The organism is Mycobacterium sp. NPDC051804, from assembly GCF_044452905.1.
Taxonomy (GTDB): Bacteria; Actinomycetota; Actinomycetes; order Mycobacteriales; family Mycobacteriaceae; genus Mycobacterium.
In genome coordinates, this window is sequence record NZ_JBITCD010000006.1 from 224,467 (window position 1) to 239,486 (window position 15,020).

General features: G+C 65.0%; 16 protein-coding genes. 10 read left to right on the forward strand and 6 right to left on the reverse strand.

Features of this window, described 5'->3' with window-relative positions; translation table 11 throughout:
- The first annotated feature begins 22 nt into the window (after nucleotides 1–22).
- The 3 genes from ACIA48_RS23945 to ACIA48_RS23955 all read left to right on the forward strand — a co-directional run bounded on the left by ACIA48_RS23945 (nucleotide 23) and on the right by ACIA48_RS23955 (nucleotide 3,105).
- Nucleotides 23–652 (forward strand): DJ-1/PfpI family protein, encoded by a 630-nt coding sequence (locus ACIA48_RS23945; protein ID WP_396737403.1) that lies wholly within the window; start codon nucleotides 23–25, stop codon nucleotides 650–652.
- 79 nt (nucleotides 653–731) lie between these two features.
- Complete coding sequence (locus ACIA48_RS23950; RefSeq protein WP_396737406.1) at nucleotides 732–2,051, forward strand: MFS transporter; 1,320 nt, start codon at nucleotides 732–734, stop codon at nucleotides 2,049–2,051.
- Nucleotides 2,052–2,088: 37 nt separating this feature from the next.
- Nucleotides 2,089–3,105: a TIGR03619 family F420-dependent LLM class oxidoreductase gene (locus tag ACIA48_RS23955; protein WP_396737409.1), complete on the forward strand. Its 1,017-nt coding sequence runs from the start codon at nucleotides 2,089–2,091 to the stop codon at nucleotides 3,103–3,105.
- A 10-nt stretch (nucleotides 3,106–3,115) separates the two neighbouring features.
- Here the strand turns inward: ACIA48_RS23955 and ACIA48_RS23960 are convergent, their stop codons facing one another.
- Nucleotides 3,116–3,487 (reverse strand): hypothetical protein, encoded by a 372-nt coding sequence (locus tag ACIA48_RS23960; protein ID WP_396737412.1) that lies wholly within the window; start codon nucleotides 3,485–3,487, stop codon nucleotides 3,116–3,118.
- A gap of 138 nt (nucleotides 3,488–3,625) precedes the next feature.
- Here ACIA48_RS23960 and ACIA48_RS23965 point away from each other — a divergent pair, with 138 nt between their 5' ends.
- Entirely contained in the window at nucleotides 3,626–4,048 is a 423-nt protein-coding gene (locus ACIA48_RS23965) for a nitroreductase family deazaflavin-dependent oxidoreductase (RefSeq protein ID WP_396737415.1), read from the forward strand.
- Nucleotides 4,049–4,051: 3 nt separating this feature from the next.
- On the opposite strand, the gene ACIA48_RS23970 is transcribed toward ACIA48_RS23965, so the two are convergent.
- Nucleotides 4,052–5,185, reverse strand: coding sequence for a Rieske 2Fe-2S domain-containing protein (locus ACIA48_RS23970; protein ID WP_396737418.1), 1,134 nt, complete (start codon nucleotides 5,183–5,185; stop codon nucleotides 4,052–4,054).
- A gap of 83 nt (nucleotides 5,186–5,268) precedes the next feature.
- Between ACIA48_RS23970 and ACIA48_RS23975 the strand changes: the two genes are divergently transcribed.
- Nucleotides 5,269–5,868: a TetR family transcriptional regulator gene (locus tag ACIA48_RS23975; RefSeq protein ID WP_396737421.1), complete on the forward strand. Its 600-nt coding sequence runs from the start codon at nucleotides 5,269–5,271 to the stop codon at nucleotides 5,866–5,868.
- Between the two features lie 152 nt (nucleotides 5,869–6,020).
- Here the strand turns inward: ACIA48_RS23975 and ACIA48_RS23980 are convergent, their stop codons facing one another.
- Complete coding sequence (locus ACIA48_RS23980) at nucleotides 6,021–7,280, reverse strand: serine hydrolase domain-containing protein (protein WP_396737423.1); 1,260 nt, start codon at nucleotides 7,278–7,280, stop codon at nucleotides 6,021–6,023.
- Nucleotides 7,281–7,424: 144 nt separating this feature from the next.
- On the opposite strand from ACIA48_RS23980, the gene ACIA48_RS23985 reads away from it, so the two are divergent.
- From ACIA48_RS23985 to ACIA48_RS24005, 5 genes are all read left to right on the forward strand, one after another.
- Complete coding sequence (locus tag ACIA48_RS23985) at nucleotides 7,425–8,708, forward strand: ClC family H(+)/Cl(-) exchange transporter (RefSeq protein WP_396738452.1); 1,284 nt, start codon at nucleotides 7,425–7,427, stop codon at nucleotides 8,706–8,708.
- Nucleotides 8,709–8,740: 32 nt separating this feature from the next.
- A complete protein-coding gene (locus ACIA48_RS23990; protein ID WP_396737426.1) occupies nucleotides 8,741–9,244 on the forward strand; it encodes a nucleoside deaminase in 504 nt (167 codons plus the stop codon).
- A gap of 248 nt (nucleotides 9,245–9,492) precedes the next feature.
- A complete protein-coding gene (locus ACIA48_RS23995) occupies nucleotides 9,493–9,801 on the forward strand; it encodes an STAS domain-containing protein (RefSeq protein ID WP_396737429.1) in 309 nt (102 codons plus the stop codon).
- Entirely contained in the window at nucleotides 9,798–10,295 is a 498-nt protein-coding gene (locus tag ACIA48_RS24000; protein WP_396737431.1) for an ATP-binding protein, read from the forward strand. The genes ACIA48_RS23995 and ACIA48_RS24000 overlap by 4 nt, the downstream gene beginning before the upstream one ends.
- Nucleotides 10,296–10,744: 449 nt before the next feature.
- Nucleotides 10,745–11,803: a hypothetical protein gene (locus ACIA48_RS24005; RefSeq protein WP_396737434.1), complete on the forward strand. Its 1,059-nt coding sequence runs from the start codon at nucleotides 10,745–10,747 to the stop codon at nucleotides 11,801–11,803.
- A 38-nt stretch (nucleotides 11,804–11,841) separates the two neighbouring features.
- Here ACIA48_RS24005 and ACIA48_RS24010 read toward each other — a convergent pair whose 3' ends face one another.
- Genes ACIA48_RS24010 through ACIA48_RS24020 form a run of 3 tightly spaced genes read right to left on the reverse strand, consistent with a single transcriptional unit; the run spans nucleotide 11,842 to nucleotide 14,986 of the window.
- Nucleotides 11,842–12,528: a response regulator gene (locus ACIA48_RS24010; protein ID WP_396737436.1), complete on the reverse strand. Its 687-nt coding sequence runs from the start codon at nucleotides 12,526–12,528 to the stop codon at nucleotides 11,842–11,844.
- A complete protein-coding gene (locus ACIA48_RS24015; protein WP_396737439.1) occupies nucleotides 12,525–14,099 on the reverse strand; it encodes an ATP-binding protein in 1,575 nt (524 codons plus the stop codon). The genes ACIA48_RS24010 and ACIA48_RS24015 overlap by 4 nt, the downstream gene beginning before the upstream one ends.
- Nucleotides 14,096–14,986 (reverse strand): alpha/beta fold hydrolase, encoded by an 891-nt coding sequence (locus tag ACIA48_RS24020; protein WP_396737442.1) that lies wholly within the window; start codon nucleotides 14,984–14,986, stop codon nucleotides 14,096–14,098. The genes ACIA48_RS24015 and ACIA48_RS24020 overlap by 4 nt, the downstream gene beginning before the upstream one ends.
- Between the last annotated feature and the right edge of the window lie 34 nt (nucleotides 14,987–15,020).

Below are 15,020 nucleotides of genomic sequence, written 5' to 3' on the forward strand. Positions count from 1 at the left end.
AGGGTGCCGGTGAGGAGGACTCATGATCATTGCGCTCGGCCTCTATCAAGGTTTCACGTCGCTTGACGCGATCGGCCCGTACGAAGTTCTGACGTACCTACCCGATACCGAAGTCGTTCTCTGCGCCAAGGAGACTGGAGTGGTCGACGACCACAACGACCTGATCCATCTACGCGTCGATCAGACCTTCGCCGACGTTCCTCGCCCGGATGTGCTGCTGGTGCCCGGCGGTCCCGCAGCTGGCCAGTACGCCAGGGACGACCACCCGATCGTCGACTGGATACGCCAGGCACATCCACACACCACGTGGACGACCTCGGTATGCACGGGCGCGCTCCTTCTCGGTGCCGCGGGCGTGCTCGACGGCCTGCCCGCCACCACCCACTGGGCCTTCTATGACGAACTCGCCACCTACGGCGCGCAGCCCACCGAGCAGCGGGTGGTACCCGCCGGGAAGATCGTGACCGGCGCCGGGGTTTCGTCCGGTATCGACCTCGCGCTGACACTCGCCGCCGACATCGCGGGACCCGATGCGGCTCAAATGATTCAGCTCGCCATCGAATACGATCCCCAGCCACCGTTCAACTCGGGCGCACCTTCGAAAGCCCCAAAACCGATCTACGACATGGCGGTGGCGGCCCTCGGAGAGTGACGTCCGTCGACCGCACTATTGCGATCACCACGCGCACAAAGGTGGCCAAGTCACGCTGAACTTGGACTGATGGGTTCTTGTGACCATCACCAACGCACCCGCCGAGGCGGACGGCGCGCAGACCGTGACCCCGCAGGCCCGCACAGCGCTATGGGCAAGCCTCGTCGGGACGACGATCGAGTGGTATGACTTCTTCCTCTACGCGACGGCCGCGAGCCTGGTCTTCAATCAGGCGTTCTTTCCCGACCAGACCACGTTCGTCGGCACGCTGCTGTCGTTCGCGACGTTCGCGGTCGGGTTCCTCGTTCGACCGATTGGCGGCTTCGTCTTCGGCCACGTCGGAGACCGAATCGGCCGAAAGAAGACGTTGGCGTTGACGATGTTGTTGATGGGCGGCGCGACCGCTTTGATGGGTGTCCTGCCGACCGCCGCGCAGATCGGCGTGCTGGCGCCCATCCTGCTTCTGCTCCTGCGGATCGTGCAGGGTTTCGCACTCGGCGGTGAGTGGGCGGGCGCGGTGCTGCTGGCCGTCGAGCACAGCCCTGGGCGTAAGCGCGGCCTGTTCGGCAGCGTCCCACAGGTTGGTCTCGCGCTCGGACTAGCCCTGGGCACCGGGGTCTTCGCGCTGCTGCAGATCGCCCTTCCTGACGAGGCATTTCTCGCCTACGGATGGCGGATCGCATTCCTGTTCAGCATCGTGCTGGTGATCTTCGGTGTGGTGGTGCGACTAAAGGCCAGTGAGACCCCCGCCTTCGAGAAGGTGCGTGACACCAACGACCGCGCGACGGTGCCACTACGCGAGGTGTTCCGACCGCCTTTTCTCAAATCGACTGTGCTGGGGATGCTTTCGCGGTGGGGCGAAGGTGCTGCATTCAACACGTGGGGTGTCTTCGCGATCTCGTACGCGACCGGCACCCTCGAGCTCGAAAAAGTCCCGGTGCTGGTTGCGGTCACCATCGCCGCCCTGTTGATGGCCGCGCTGTTGCCGGTGTCGGGACTGCTGACCGACCGCTATGGCGCGAAGCGGGTCTATGCGACCGGAATCGCCGCCTACGGCGTGGCCGTCTTCCCGGTGTTCGCGCTGTTCGGCACCAGGGACATCGTGGCCTACACGGTCGCGATGGTTCTGGTCTTCGGCGTCGTTCACGCAGTGTTCTATGGGGCGCAGGGAACGCTGTACGCGTCGCTGTATCCCGCCCGGGTCCGGTACACGGGATTGTCGACGGTCTATCAGCTGTCTGGCGTTTATGCATCGGGTCTGACGCCGCTGATCCTCACCGCGCTGATCGGCGCCGCAGGTGGATCGCCGTGGATAGCGTGCGGCTACCTCGTCGCGACGGCGATCGTCAGCGTCATTGCCACGTTGGCGTTGAAACCCACTCCGCTGCAACAGCTCTAGATCGACACCGAACCGCTGAGGCTAGTGGTAGAACGGGATGGTGGACGATGTCGCCGAAAGACCAACATTTGGCTTGATCTTGGCCCTCACCATCAACGGTCTGGCGGTGAGTAGCTACCCCGAGATGGTCCGGGTGTCCAACACGGCCGAAAGCTATGGCTTCGACTCGATTTGGCTCTGCGACCACTTTCTCACCACAAGCGCCGAAGACTACGTTCAAGACGCGGGCATCACCTCCGCGGGAGGCGTGCAGCAGGGTGCCACCGGAGCGCCCTCCACATCGATGGCTCTTCTCGAGGGATGGACGGCCCTCGCGGCGCTGGCCCGCGACACCACGACCGTTCGCTTGGGCACCAGCGTGCTGTGCAATTCGTATCGTCATCCCTCGGTGCTGGCCAAGATGGCGGCCACGCTGGACGTCATCTCCGAGGGACGCCTCGACCTGGGCTTGGGTGCCGGCTGGTTCAAGCGCGAGTTCGAGGCCTACGGAATCCCTTTCCCCCCTGCGGGAGAGCGGGTCTCCGCGCTCGGCGAGGCGCTGGATGTCATCAAGACCATCTGGACCCAGCCCGACCCCGTCTATGCGGGTCAGTTCTATACGTTGGACGGCGCCGTTTGCGACCCACCACCGTTGCAGACGCCGCATCCACCGCTCTGGGTCGGTGGCGAGGGTGACCGCGTTCACCGGATCGCAGCACGCAGTGCGCAGGGGATCAACGTTCGCTGGTGGTCGCCCGAGAAGGTAAGCGAGAGAAGAGGTTTCCTTGCAGAGGCGTGCGCAGAGGCGCAACGGGATCCCGCGACGCTTCGACTTTCGGTGACGACGCTGCTTGCGCCCACCGAATCAGCCGAGCAGGAGGCTCGAGTCCGCCAGGAATTCGCTTCCATTCCTGAGACCGGCTTGATCGTCGGACCTCCGCAGAAGTGCGTCGAGCGCATCAACGAGTACCGCGCAGCCGGAGTCGACACGTTCTTGTTCACGATCCCCGATGTCGCCAGCTCGGAGTACATCCACACCGCCGGTCAGGAAATCCTGACCGGCTTCAGCGCCTAGGAGTCGGAAATCAGTAGCCGGGCGTGACGACCTCAGCGAGCTGCTGCTCTGGCTGCTGCGGCGGGGGGTTCGCAGGCATGTTCGGCCCGGAGTTGGCCGGCGGTTGGATCGCGCACTCAGAGCCGCTGACTCCGGCCGGGCACCCACTGGACATCGCGTTGCCCGCGTGGGCCGCCGCGTTATCGCCAGGGCTGTTCGGGACAAGATAGGGAACACACTGCCCGGTGTAGGCATCTCCCTCTTCGCCGTTCGAGCACTGGCCGAGGAACGTGGACTGGCTGGCGGGTGCGATGAGAGCCGCCGCGACCAGCGGTGCCGCCGCCGCTGCCGCGAACCCGCCTGCAATGGTCAGTCTTCGCGTGGATCGGTGGGTGGCACGCATTGGTTCTCCCCGCTTTCAGTGGGTTGGTGAATTCATTCTCGGTCGCGACATTACCGCGCATCAACACGCCAATTTCGTTTACGGGGCAGGTCCGCCACGTGTCGGGAATATCGGTGCTGCCACGATGTTGAAGCCCTCGTGACCGAGCAAGCGAAGCTGAGCCCCACCGATTGGGTTCGCGAACAAACCGAACGCATCCTGGAGCAGGGCACCACCGACGGCGTCGAAGTCCTCGATCGCCCGATCGTCCTGTTCACCACGACCGGGGCCAAGACCGGCGCGAAGCGCTATGTGCCGCTGATGCGCGTCGAGGACGGCGGCAAGTACGCCATGGTGGCGTCCAAAGGCGGCGACCCGGCGCATCCGTTCTGGTACTTCAACGTCAAGGCCCATCCCGAGGTGACGGTGCAGGACGGCGACAAGGTCGCCACCATGACCGCACGCGAGGTCGAGGGCGACGAGCGCGAGCGCTGGTGGAAGCTGGCGGTAGCCGCCTACCCGCCGTACGCCGAGTACCAGACGAAGACGTCGCGGCAGATTCCGGTTTTCGTCGTCGAGTAAGCGTCAGCTGGGTGACAGCGCGCTGAGATTGTCGGCGACCTCGCTCTGCCAAATGTCGTTGGCGTGCGTGGTGTCGACCTCCATCTCGAAGCGGTCGGTCATGTCCGGTGTCACGTCGGCCAGGTCGACGTAGAACTGCTCGTACCATCGGCGGTGCTGGTACACCGCGCCGTCCTCTTCGGTCAACAGCGGGTTCTCGATGCGCGTCTTGTGTTTCCAGATTTCGACGTCTTCGAGGAAGCCCTCACCGAACGAACGGCTCATCGCCCCCGCAAGTTTCGTCGCTTTGTCGGCGGGCAGACCCGGCACTGCCTGCACCGCGACACCCCACTGCAGCACGAACGAGTCGTGGGTCACCGGATAGTGGCAGTTGATCAGCGCGACCTCGATGGTGAAGTCCGGCGCGACGTCGTTGTGCAGCCAGTTGATCATGTACGCCGGTCCGAAATACGTCGCCTCGGAGCGGAGTTTGGTTCCTTCCCAGAGCTTCTCGTAGTTCTTGGTGAAGTCCGGCCGGGCCTTGGACTCCATGAACTGCGACGCGGTGTGCCCCTCGATGACGTTTTTGAAGAACGTGGGGTAGGCGTGGTGGATGTAGAAGAAGTGCGCCATGTCGACGTTGTTGTCGACGATTTCGCGGCAGTGTGACCCCTCGATCAGGATCGAGTTCCACGACCACGGCGACCACTTGCCCTCGTCATACCCGTCGATCGTGGGCGGGAACAACTCGGCCGGTGGCGTCGAACCTTCCGGGTCGTGCCAGATGAGCAGCTGGCCGTTGACCTCGCCCGTCAGCCAGCGTCGGGTCCGCGCCAGCCGCGGCGTGCGCTTGGCATAGGGCACCAGCTTGCACTTGCCGTCTCCGCCCCAGCGCCAGTCATGGAATGGGCAGGCGACCGTATCGCCCTTGACGGTTCCCTGCGACAGGTCCCCGCCCATGTGCCTGCAGTAGCCATCCAGAACTTGGAGGTCACCCTGCGAGTCGGCGAACACCACGAGCTTGGTGCCGAATGCGTTGACGCTGTGCGGCTTTCCGTCACGGAAGTCCTCGGCCAGGCCGACGCAGTGCCAGCCGCGGGCGAACCGCTGCATGGGCGTGCCCGCGTCGATCTCGCGAATCTCATGCGTGGGGGTCATGGAGTCACCTCTGTAGGAACTGTCGGCCGACACCAATTTAAGCATATTCGCTTAAACGGGGTCCAGTTCCTATCATCAATCGGGTGAACCGTGGTGAACGCGCCAGGGCCGACATTCTTGATGCGGCCGAACGGCTGATCGCCGAGCGCGGCATCCAGGTGCCGTTGCGTGACATCGCGGTGGCGGCGGGCCAACGGAACAACTCCGCGGTCAACTATCACTTCCGCAATCGCCAGGACCTCATCGATGCGATCGTCCGGCGCCGACTCGAGCCGATGGAGCGGGAGCGCGCGCAGATGATCGACGCGTTGGAGGCTGAGACCGGCGACGACGTCCGCACCTGGTTGCGGATCATGGTGCTGCCTTTCACCGGCGTCGGTAGCCCGTACTACGCGCGGTTTCTGCAGGCGGCGTCGATGCACCTGCGCGCCGACGTCGACGAGTCGCAGGGGCCGGTGTGGCCGAAGGTCCTCGAACGGCTGGCGCTGACCATCCCGACCGACGATCGGCACGCTCGCGGTCGTCGGGTTTCGGCAATCGCCACCACGATGTTCGCGCTGCTGGCAGAGCGTGAGCGGTTGGCTCAGGCGGGGGCGGATGCGGGCAGTCCCGAGGAGATCGTCGCCATGCTGGCTGCGGCGCTGACCGCGCCCATGCCGGTGGATGCCTCGTCGACACGCTGACAGCATCCGCGAGCAGACGCATCCGCAAGCAGACGCTTCTGCTCGCGGACGAGCCTGGCTGTATGTGGCAAGTGCGGGGGCCTCGTCGGGTTAGGTCCCCGCACTTGCTGATGAAAGATTGCGCGCAGGTTCTTGGAAGTTTCTTGGAGGTTCTACCGCGGTTTGGTCGTCGTCGTCGCCGGCGGTGACGTGATGTCGGGTGGCTGCACCGCTTCACCCATCGAGTACACGTTGTCCGGCGTGATGATCTCGGTGATCGCCTTGGCCACCAACGTGCTCGGTTCCTGGCCATCGGAAGCGATATCGGTGTTGAGGAAAATCACCATCGACGTCTGCTTCTCCGGCAGGTAGACCGAGACGGTTTGGTAGCCGGGCAGGCTGCCGTTGTGTCCGATCCAGCCGCCGAGGTTGAAGAGTCCCACGCCGTATCCGTCGGTGGCCGGCATGCCGGGCGTGGTGACGGTCTGCAGCCGCTGCTCCTGCATCTCCGGAGTCAGCAGCTTTCCGGTTGCCAGCGCGGGCGCCCACATGCGCATGTCGTCCAGCGTGGAGATCATCGCGCCGGCGGCCCACCCCCAGGACGGATTCCAGTCGGTGGCCGTCGTCGGTGAATTGTCGGCGTCCTGTGTGGTGTACCCGGTGGCATGAGGCTTGGGGAACGCGTTCGTCGTGGGAAAACTGGTGTGGCTCATGCCCAGTGGGGTCGTGATGTGGTCGCGAATGTAGTCCGGCAACGGTTGACCGCTGACCTTCTCGACGACCAGACCCAGCAGGATGGTGTTGGTGTTGCAGTACAGGAATCCGTCACCTGGTGCGAATTTCATGGGCTCGGTGAACGCGTAGTCGAGGAGTTCCTGCGGGGTGAAGTTGCGGTACGGATCGGCGAAGAACGCCTGCTGGAAGCCGTCCGAATCGGAGTAGTTCGGTAGGCCGCTCTGCATCCGCGCCAGCTGCCGCAGCGTGATGTCGCCGCCCTCAGGCACGCCGTCGATGAACTTTGCGATGGGATCGTCGAGTCCTAGCTTGCCCTGATCGGCGAGCTGAAGAACCCCGGTGACGGTGAAAGTCTTTGTCTGGCTGCCGATTCGGTGGTAGAAGTCCGTGTTCATCGGTGCGCCGCTGGCCTGGTCTGCGACCCCCGACGCCCGCACGTAATCGCCGTCGGGGCCCCAGATCCCGATGATCGCGCCGGGCACTCCGGCCTGATCCATCACCTTGGCAATGGCCTCATCGAGCCGCGCGGCGACGGCGGCGTCCATCTCCTTGCCCACCGGTGCGCTCGACGCGTCGGTGGTCGCGGTGGCCCCTGTGGTCCCAGCATCCTGAGATACCGAATCTTGCCCGCACCCGGAGACGAACATCATCGCGGCCGCCACGAGAACGCCGCACCGCCTCAACAACATTGCCGTCATCGCTCGTCCCATCGTCGAAGTACGCCTCAGCGAGCATCACCCTAGGTGGCAGTTGAGGTTCGCGGCACCGCAACGATGCGCGTCCTTTTCTGCAAAACTGACTTTCAGTCGACGCGGTCCAACGCCGAAGGAGGATGCTCGGGCGTGCATGTGCGCGGATCGATCCTCGTCTGCGTGACCGCCGTCGTGGCCGGGGTGGCGATCGGTTTCATCGGTGGTGCCTTCCGCTGGTGTCTGGAAGCCGCGGACCGGTTGCGGATCGACCTCGTCCACTGGGCGCACGGCTTGCCCGGACCCGGGTGGCTGGTGCCCATTGCGTTCGCGGCGCTCGGCGCGGCACTCGCCGCCCTGATCGTGCGGTGGGTGCCTTTGGCCGCGGGTAGCGGTATCCAGCACGTGGAGGCCGTCTACCGCGGTGAAGCCGAGCCGCCGCTGATCCTGCTGCTTCCTGCGAAGTTCATCGGTGGCGTGCTCTCGATGGGGGCCGGCCTCGTGCTGGGCCGCGAAGGTCCGACGGTTCATATGGGGGCGGCGATCGGTGCGGAATCTGCACGGCGGGCGCGGCTTTCGGACGCCGATATACGGATGATGCAAACCGCCGTCGGCGGGGCCGGTCTCGCGGTCGCGTTCAATGCGCCCATCGGGGGCACGATGTTCGCGCTCGAAGAGGTGACGAAATCGTTCCGGCTTCAGACGGTGCTGGCGACCCTGTTTGCGGCCGCGTCGGCGGTCGGCTGCATGCGGCTGCTGCTCGGGAACGAACCGGACTTCCGTGTCGAAGCGCTGGATGCGCCTGCACTTGCTTGGCTGCCGCTCTTCGTGGTTTTCGGTCTGCTCACCGGCTGTCTTGGCGCGGTGTACAACCGGCTGTTGTTGTGGTTCCTCGATCGTATCGGGGGGATCAGGCGGATCCCGGCGGTCGCCAAGGCAGCGATGATCGGCGCCGTCATCGGGCTGGCGATGTTCATCTATCCGCACACCGTCGGCGGTGGCGATTCTTTGACGCAGTTGATTCTGAGCGGTCAGGGGATCGTGCTGCCCATCGTCGCCGGGTGCCTGCTGGTGCGCTTTGTCGCCGGTCCGCTCTCGTATTCGGCCGCCGTGCCCGGCGGGTTGTTCGCGCCACTCCTGGCGGTCGGCGCGCTGTGGGGCCTGCTTTTCGTCGGCGGATTCGACGCCGCGTGGCCCGGGGACGCCAGCGGCCTGGCCGTCCCGATGGCGCTGGTCGGCATGGCGGCGTTCTTCGGCGCGACAGTTCGGGCACCGGTCACCGCCGTCGTTCTGGTGATGGAGATGACCGCGACGACGGCCGTAGGTATCCCGATGATTGCGGCAACCGCCGCCGCGGTGCTCGTCGCCGAGCTCACGAAATCACCACCGATCTACGACTCGCTACGGGAACGAATGTCGCCCGACTTGCGGCGCTGATTGAGCCTTTCACACGGCTATATTCGGAGATCGTGGCCGACTTCGTTCAGCGCACGATCGACATCGCCCGAAAGAACGTCGCCGCAGGCGGCAGACCCTTCGCCACCGTCATCGTCAGGGACGGCGAGATCCTCGCCGAGAGCCCGAATCTCGTCGCGCAGACGCATGACCCGACCGCCCACGCCGAGATCCTGGCCATCCGGGAGGCATGCATGCGGCTGGGTACCGAGCACTTGCTCGGCGCCACCATCTATGTGCTCGCGCACCCGTGCCCGATGTGCCTCGGCGCGTTGTATTACTGCTCGCCGGACGAGGTCGTCTTCCTGACCACCCGCGACGGCTACGAACCGCACTACGTCGACGACCGCAAGTACTTCGAACTCGGCACCTTCTATGAGGAGTTCGCCAGATCATGGGAGCAGCGTCGGCTTCCGATGCGCTACGAGCCGCGGAAGGACGCCGTCGATGTCTACCGCCTCTGGCAGGAGCGCAACGGTGGCGACCGGCGGGTGCCTGACGCGCCGCGTTTCGAATGAGCAGGCCTGTGAACTCCGGCGAAGGCACGTAGAGAGCAGGCAAGTTGCAGGCTCCGGGCGCCTGTCCTATATCCTGTGGCCTGACCAGGACAAGCAGTATCCGCCGGCGTATGGGTGTGATTTACTCGCTAGCCTGCGGCGCGGGTTCAGACTGCAGCCTCGCGATAAGCCCCGACCGCACCTGCCGGTCGCGTAACAAGAGGTGAGGCTTGGAAGAGCAGCTTTGCACTGAAAAGTGGGTTGACCGGGTGGCGATCGTCGCCGCGACGGGAGAACTCGACATGCTCACGGCACCCCAGCTGAGGGACGCCGTCCAGTCCGCGCTGTCACAGAAGCCCACTGGCTTGATCGTCGACCTCTCCAGCGTCGATTTCCTCGGCTCGGCCGGCATGCAGGTGCTGATGGAGGCGCACAACCAGACAGGCGGGACGGAAACCCGGTTCGCCGTGGTCGCGGATGGGTCGGCGACGAGCCGGCCGCTGAAGATCACCGGCATCGCCGACTTGATCGACCTCTTCTCCTCGCTGGATGACGCTGTGGAGAACTTCACTGAATGACTGATCGCTCAGCGGGGTATTCGTTGAGCACCATGACCGATCAGATTTACTCCACGAGCGCTGTCGACGCGGATTTCGTCCGCGTCGATACTGCTGATGCGCTCACTGTGGCCAGGATGCGACGCGAGTTGTCGCAGTGGCTCAGCACACATCTCATGCTCGACCCCGACCGGCTGAACGACGTCTTGCTCGCGGTGAACGAAGCGTTGACGAATTCTGCCGAGTTCGCGTACCGCGGACGGCAGGGCACGATGACGCTGACCGTTCATTACGACGGTGCCGACGGCACGCTGCTCGTCGACGTTTCCGATCGTGGAACCTGGCGGCACGTGGATCCCGAAAGCCAGCCGAACACCAGGGGCCGCGGCATCCCGTTGATGCGCGCGCTGGCCGACCGGACCACGATCTCTCGGTTGCCGGACGGCACCAACGTGCAGATGCAGTTCGGCGATTGCGCGGCACGTGTCGCCGCGGAGGTCTACGAGACTGCGTGACGCGTTCGGCCAGCGAACACTGAGTCGGCCATTCCGGCGCTTTCCCGATCCAGGTGTCGCCGTCTTCTGCGCTCGTTGACCTCCCGTACGCGGTTGCGTCCAAGTTTGCTGTCGTGTCGGCATGTGATTTACCGCTCAATTTCGATTTGAAAAGTAAGAAATCGTTACCCCTGCAAACTATCCAGTTCGGGTCGCAACGGTTGCTACTGCTTGATGTGTGCAGGTCAATCTTGTTGGAGTGATTGCCTCTGATATATAACGAGCGCATAACGAATAGTTTTCTAAGCGGTGTCTGAGAGGTTGCCGTGCATTGTCGCCCATGGCGGTTTGCGGCGTCTCGGAGGACTGATTTTCGTCGCTAGAATCGACACCGATCGCGCCCCAGCGGGCGCATGGAGACGTGAAAACGAGAGCCGGTAATCGTCAAACCGGCGGAGGTACCGATTGATATGGCTAACTTTTTGATGCCCAAGAGTGCTCCTGGGGCCGATGTGACTGACGGGACGCACCTGAGCGCGGACGTCACCCGGGTGGGTGCCGTTGACGTTCAGCGTGGCGCCATCGGCGACATCGCCGCCACGGACGACGGCAGGCTCGTGGTCACCAACCACGCCGACGACACGGTGTCGCTGCTCCGCGCCGGCACCCTGACTGTGTCCGGCGTCGTCGAGGTCCCGGGTGAGCCGTTCGGGGTCGTTGTCGCCGACGGTCGCGCCTACGTCAGCACGTCGTCGGATACCTGCGACGCCATCTCCGTGGTCGACACCGTCACGCAGACGGTGGTTGCCAACTACTCGCTGGCCTTCAGCGTGACGGCACTTGCCGCCAGCCCGGATGGTAAGCGCGTGTACGCGGGCCGGACCGGCGACGGCCATGTGGATGTCGTCGTGGTCGACACGACGGCCGAGCGAGTGGCCAGCATCGACATCGCGACCGGCGCGGGTGTCGGTATCGACGCCCTGCAGGTCGATCCGACCGGAAAGCGCCTGTACGTCGCGACCACCGATGATCGCGGCAGCACGCTCGTGGTCGTGGACGTCGAGGCCGCGCGTGTTCAGCGCACGGTGCAGATCGGTGCGCCGATCCGCGACATCGCGATCGCCGATCGCGTCGCCTACGTCCTCACCTCCGACCGCGCCACGGGCGGGGCAGTCAAGGTGATCGACCTGTCCAACGGCCGCATCACCGGCACCGCCGAACTGGGTATCGGCGCTCCGACGCAGATGACCGTCAGCGCGGACAAGACGCGTGCCTACATCGTCGACTACGACAACGTCACGGTGCTGTGCACCCTCACGCTCAAGATTGTCAACAAGGTGAAACTCGACGCCCGGCCGTCTTGCGTCGCAGTCGATTCCGATGCGGGTCGGCTGTACGTGGCCGACTACGCGGGCGGTGTGACCGGGTTGTCCGTCGAGGCCGCCAGGCCGCTGCTGTACTCGCAGTTCGTGGCGACTGATCCGATCTACGCACCGCAGGCCGCCGAACTGGAGCCCGTCACCGTCTGACAGCCGGCGCTAGTGCGGCGCGCAGGTCGTACTGACAGCTAGCGCCACTGGTAGCGGGTCTTGGGGCGGCCCGCCTTGCCGTAGTCCGTGTGACGGGTGACCGTGCCGTCGTCGGCGAGCCGTTCCAGGTATCGCCATGCGGTCACCCTCGACACGCCCACCTGCTTGGCGACTTCGTCAGCGGTGATGCCGTCGGCTGAATCCCTTACCGCGCGGGCGATTTCGTCGTTTGTCCCGGGTGCCGCACCCTTGGGTGCCGCCGCCCGGTCGATCACCCGGAGTTCGGCGAGCGCGCGATCGACCTCCGCCTGGCTGGCGGCATCGGTTCCTGCTGGCAGCGCCTCGCGATAGCGGCGGTAGCGATCCAGCCGATCACGAAATGCCGCGAACGTGAACGGCTTCAGCAGGTACGCCAGCGCGCCATGACCTACCGCCGCGCGGACCATTTCGAGGTCGCGCTCGGACGTGATCGCGATGATGTCGGGGATCGGCCGCAGCCCGGATAATCCAGATGCCAGAGCGATCCCGCTGGCATCCGGCAGGCCAAGGTCCAGCAGCACCAGGTCGATCGGTGAGTCGGTGGCCGAGGCCTCGGACGCCGTGCGCATGGCGTCGCGGGCGGTGTGCGCAATGCCGGCCACCGTAAAGCCCTCGAGTCGGCCGAGGTAGGTCTGATGGGCCTCGGCGATCAGGGGTTCGTCTTCGACGATCAACACGCGGATCATGAACGCGCCCGTACTGTCACGGTCACGACCGATCCATAGGTGATATCGGTGGCGAGAATTCCGTTGTGGCGCTTGACGATCTGACTGACCAGCGCCAGCCCGAGGCCTTGATGGTCCGAGTCGCCCTTCGTGGAGTACCCGCGCTGCATGGCCTTTTCGAAGGTGGCCGGGTCCATGCCCGGCCCGCTGTCGGCGACGCGCAGCGTGAGCGTGTCGTCCACCATGTGGACGGTGACTTCGACCCATGGGTCGTCACGGTCGCAGGCGTCCATGGCGTTGTCGATGAGGTTGCCGACCACGGTCACCAGCTCCTGGCCGGTCAGCGGTACGTCATCGGAGTTCGACGGTAGGTGTGTGTCTTCGGTGATGGTGAGCTCGATACCGCGTTCGTCGGCCTGCGCTGCCTTGCCGAGCAGCAGGGCAACCAGCGCGGGCTCGCCGACCGCGCTGGACAGTCTGTCGACGAGCTGCTGAGAGAGTGCGAGTTCCTCGGTGGCGAACTGCACCGCGTCGTCGGGTCGGCCCATCTCGACCATCGTGACGATGGTGTGCAGCTTGTTGGCCGCCTCGTGCGCCTGCGACCGAAGGGTATCCGTGAGTACCTTCAACGAGCCGAGTTCGCCCAGTGCGCCTTGTAATTCGGTGCGGTCGCGAATCGTGACGACCTCCGAGGTATGTCCATCGGTGACGGGGGAGCGGTTCACCACCAGGACTCGGTCCGCGGTGACGTGCACCTCGTCGCGCGCGCCCGGGTTGTAGGTCCGCAGAAACTCCGGCAGCTCGGTGCGGTCGACCGGACCGGGCGGGAGTGCGAGCAGGCGGCGGGCCTCGTCGTTCACCAGCACGACGCCGGTGCGGTCGACGACGATCAGTCCCTCCGAGACCGAGTGCAGGATCGCGTCGTGGTGGTCGTACATGAGCCGCAGTTCGTCGGGTCGCAGACCGTGCGTCTGCCGCAATAAGCGGCGCCTGATCAACCAGACACCTGCCAACGAAATCGCCAGTGCTCCAAGGCTTACACCGGCGATGGTCGGCCAGGTCGAGCGCCATCGGTCGGCCAGGTTGGTCTGCAGGATGCCCGCCGATACGAGGCCGACGATCGCGCCAGACTGGTTGCGTACCGGTGCCACGGCGCGAATCGACGGCCCCAGCGTGCCGGTGTACAGCTCGCTGAACGCGTCGCCGCGCAGGGCGGGCTCGATGGTGCCGATGTACTCGCCGCCGATCTGCGTCGGGTCGGTATGGGTGAACCTGATCCGGTCCGGCGACATGATGGTGATGAAGGCGATGTCGGTGTGCCTGCGCACAGCTTCGGTGACCGGTTGCAAAAGCTCAGTCGCTCTTCCGGATTCGATGGCCGCAGCCGTCGATGGTGAATCGGCGAGCGAGGTAGCGATACCGACGACCTGCTGGCGTGCCGCCTCGTCAGCGTCGCGCCGTGCGTCGAACACGGCCAGCGCGCTGCCGGCCAGCACGACCACCGCGACCACGATGACCTGAAGTGCGATCGCCTGACCGGCAAGCGAGCGGGGCCACGGCCGCGAGCGGCCTATTGGCCAGGGCCGAGTCAAGCGCCCAATTCCTCAGCGGCAATAGCGAATATGTCGTCGCCCGCGCCGACGGCGATGAAGTGCCCCGCTCCGTCGACGGGATGCCAGATCGAACCCGGCATCGCGTCGGCGACGGCCTTGTTGATCGGATCGGGCACCAGCTTGTCGTCTAGCCCCTGCCACAGGTGGACGGGCCGTTCGATCTTGGCGACGTCGAAAGCCCAATGGCGGTAGAGCAGTTCGGCGTCGTGGACCAGACCGTCGGATCCGTGCGCGAAGCATTCGGCGCAGGTGTCGCCGAAGGCTTTCGCGATGTCGGGCTGGAGCAGAAGTTGTCGGTCGTAGTCGTTGAGGGTGCCGCGCACCTGTTTGACGAACGAGTCGGGGAAGTGTCTGGCGGTGAAGCCGAGCGTGGCATACATCAGCCGGAAGCCGGGCGTGAAGCGCAGGGCCAGCGTTCCGCCGAGCGCGTCGATCTTCGAAAGGTATTGCGCCGCTGAGTTGTCTCCGAACGCTCCGTAGCTGCCGGGGGCGATGCTGCTGACGTGGCGCAGCCGGGAGGGATCGATGTAGGCGGCCGCGGCGAGCGCCCACGGGCCACCCTCCGACCAGCCGCTCACCCCGAATTCTCGAAATCCCAGTGCGTCGGCGACCGTGACCATGTCGTCGGCCCAGCCGGAGTAGGTGCGTGTCTTCTGCGGGCTGGACTGACCCTGGCCGGGTCGGTCGACGCCCACCAGTCGGATTCGGCTCTTGATCGCCGCGTCTGCCAGCATCCGTACCTCGAGCCGGCTACTCGGGCCGCCGTGGTTGTGGATGACGAGCGGACCGTCCGGGTCGCCGACTTCCAGATACGCCAGGCGACGTCCGTCTCCGGTCTCGGTGTGACCAGCCCTTTCGTCGGCCATGTTCGTGAACATACCGAACTAAATGAACTAAAGC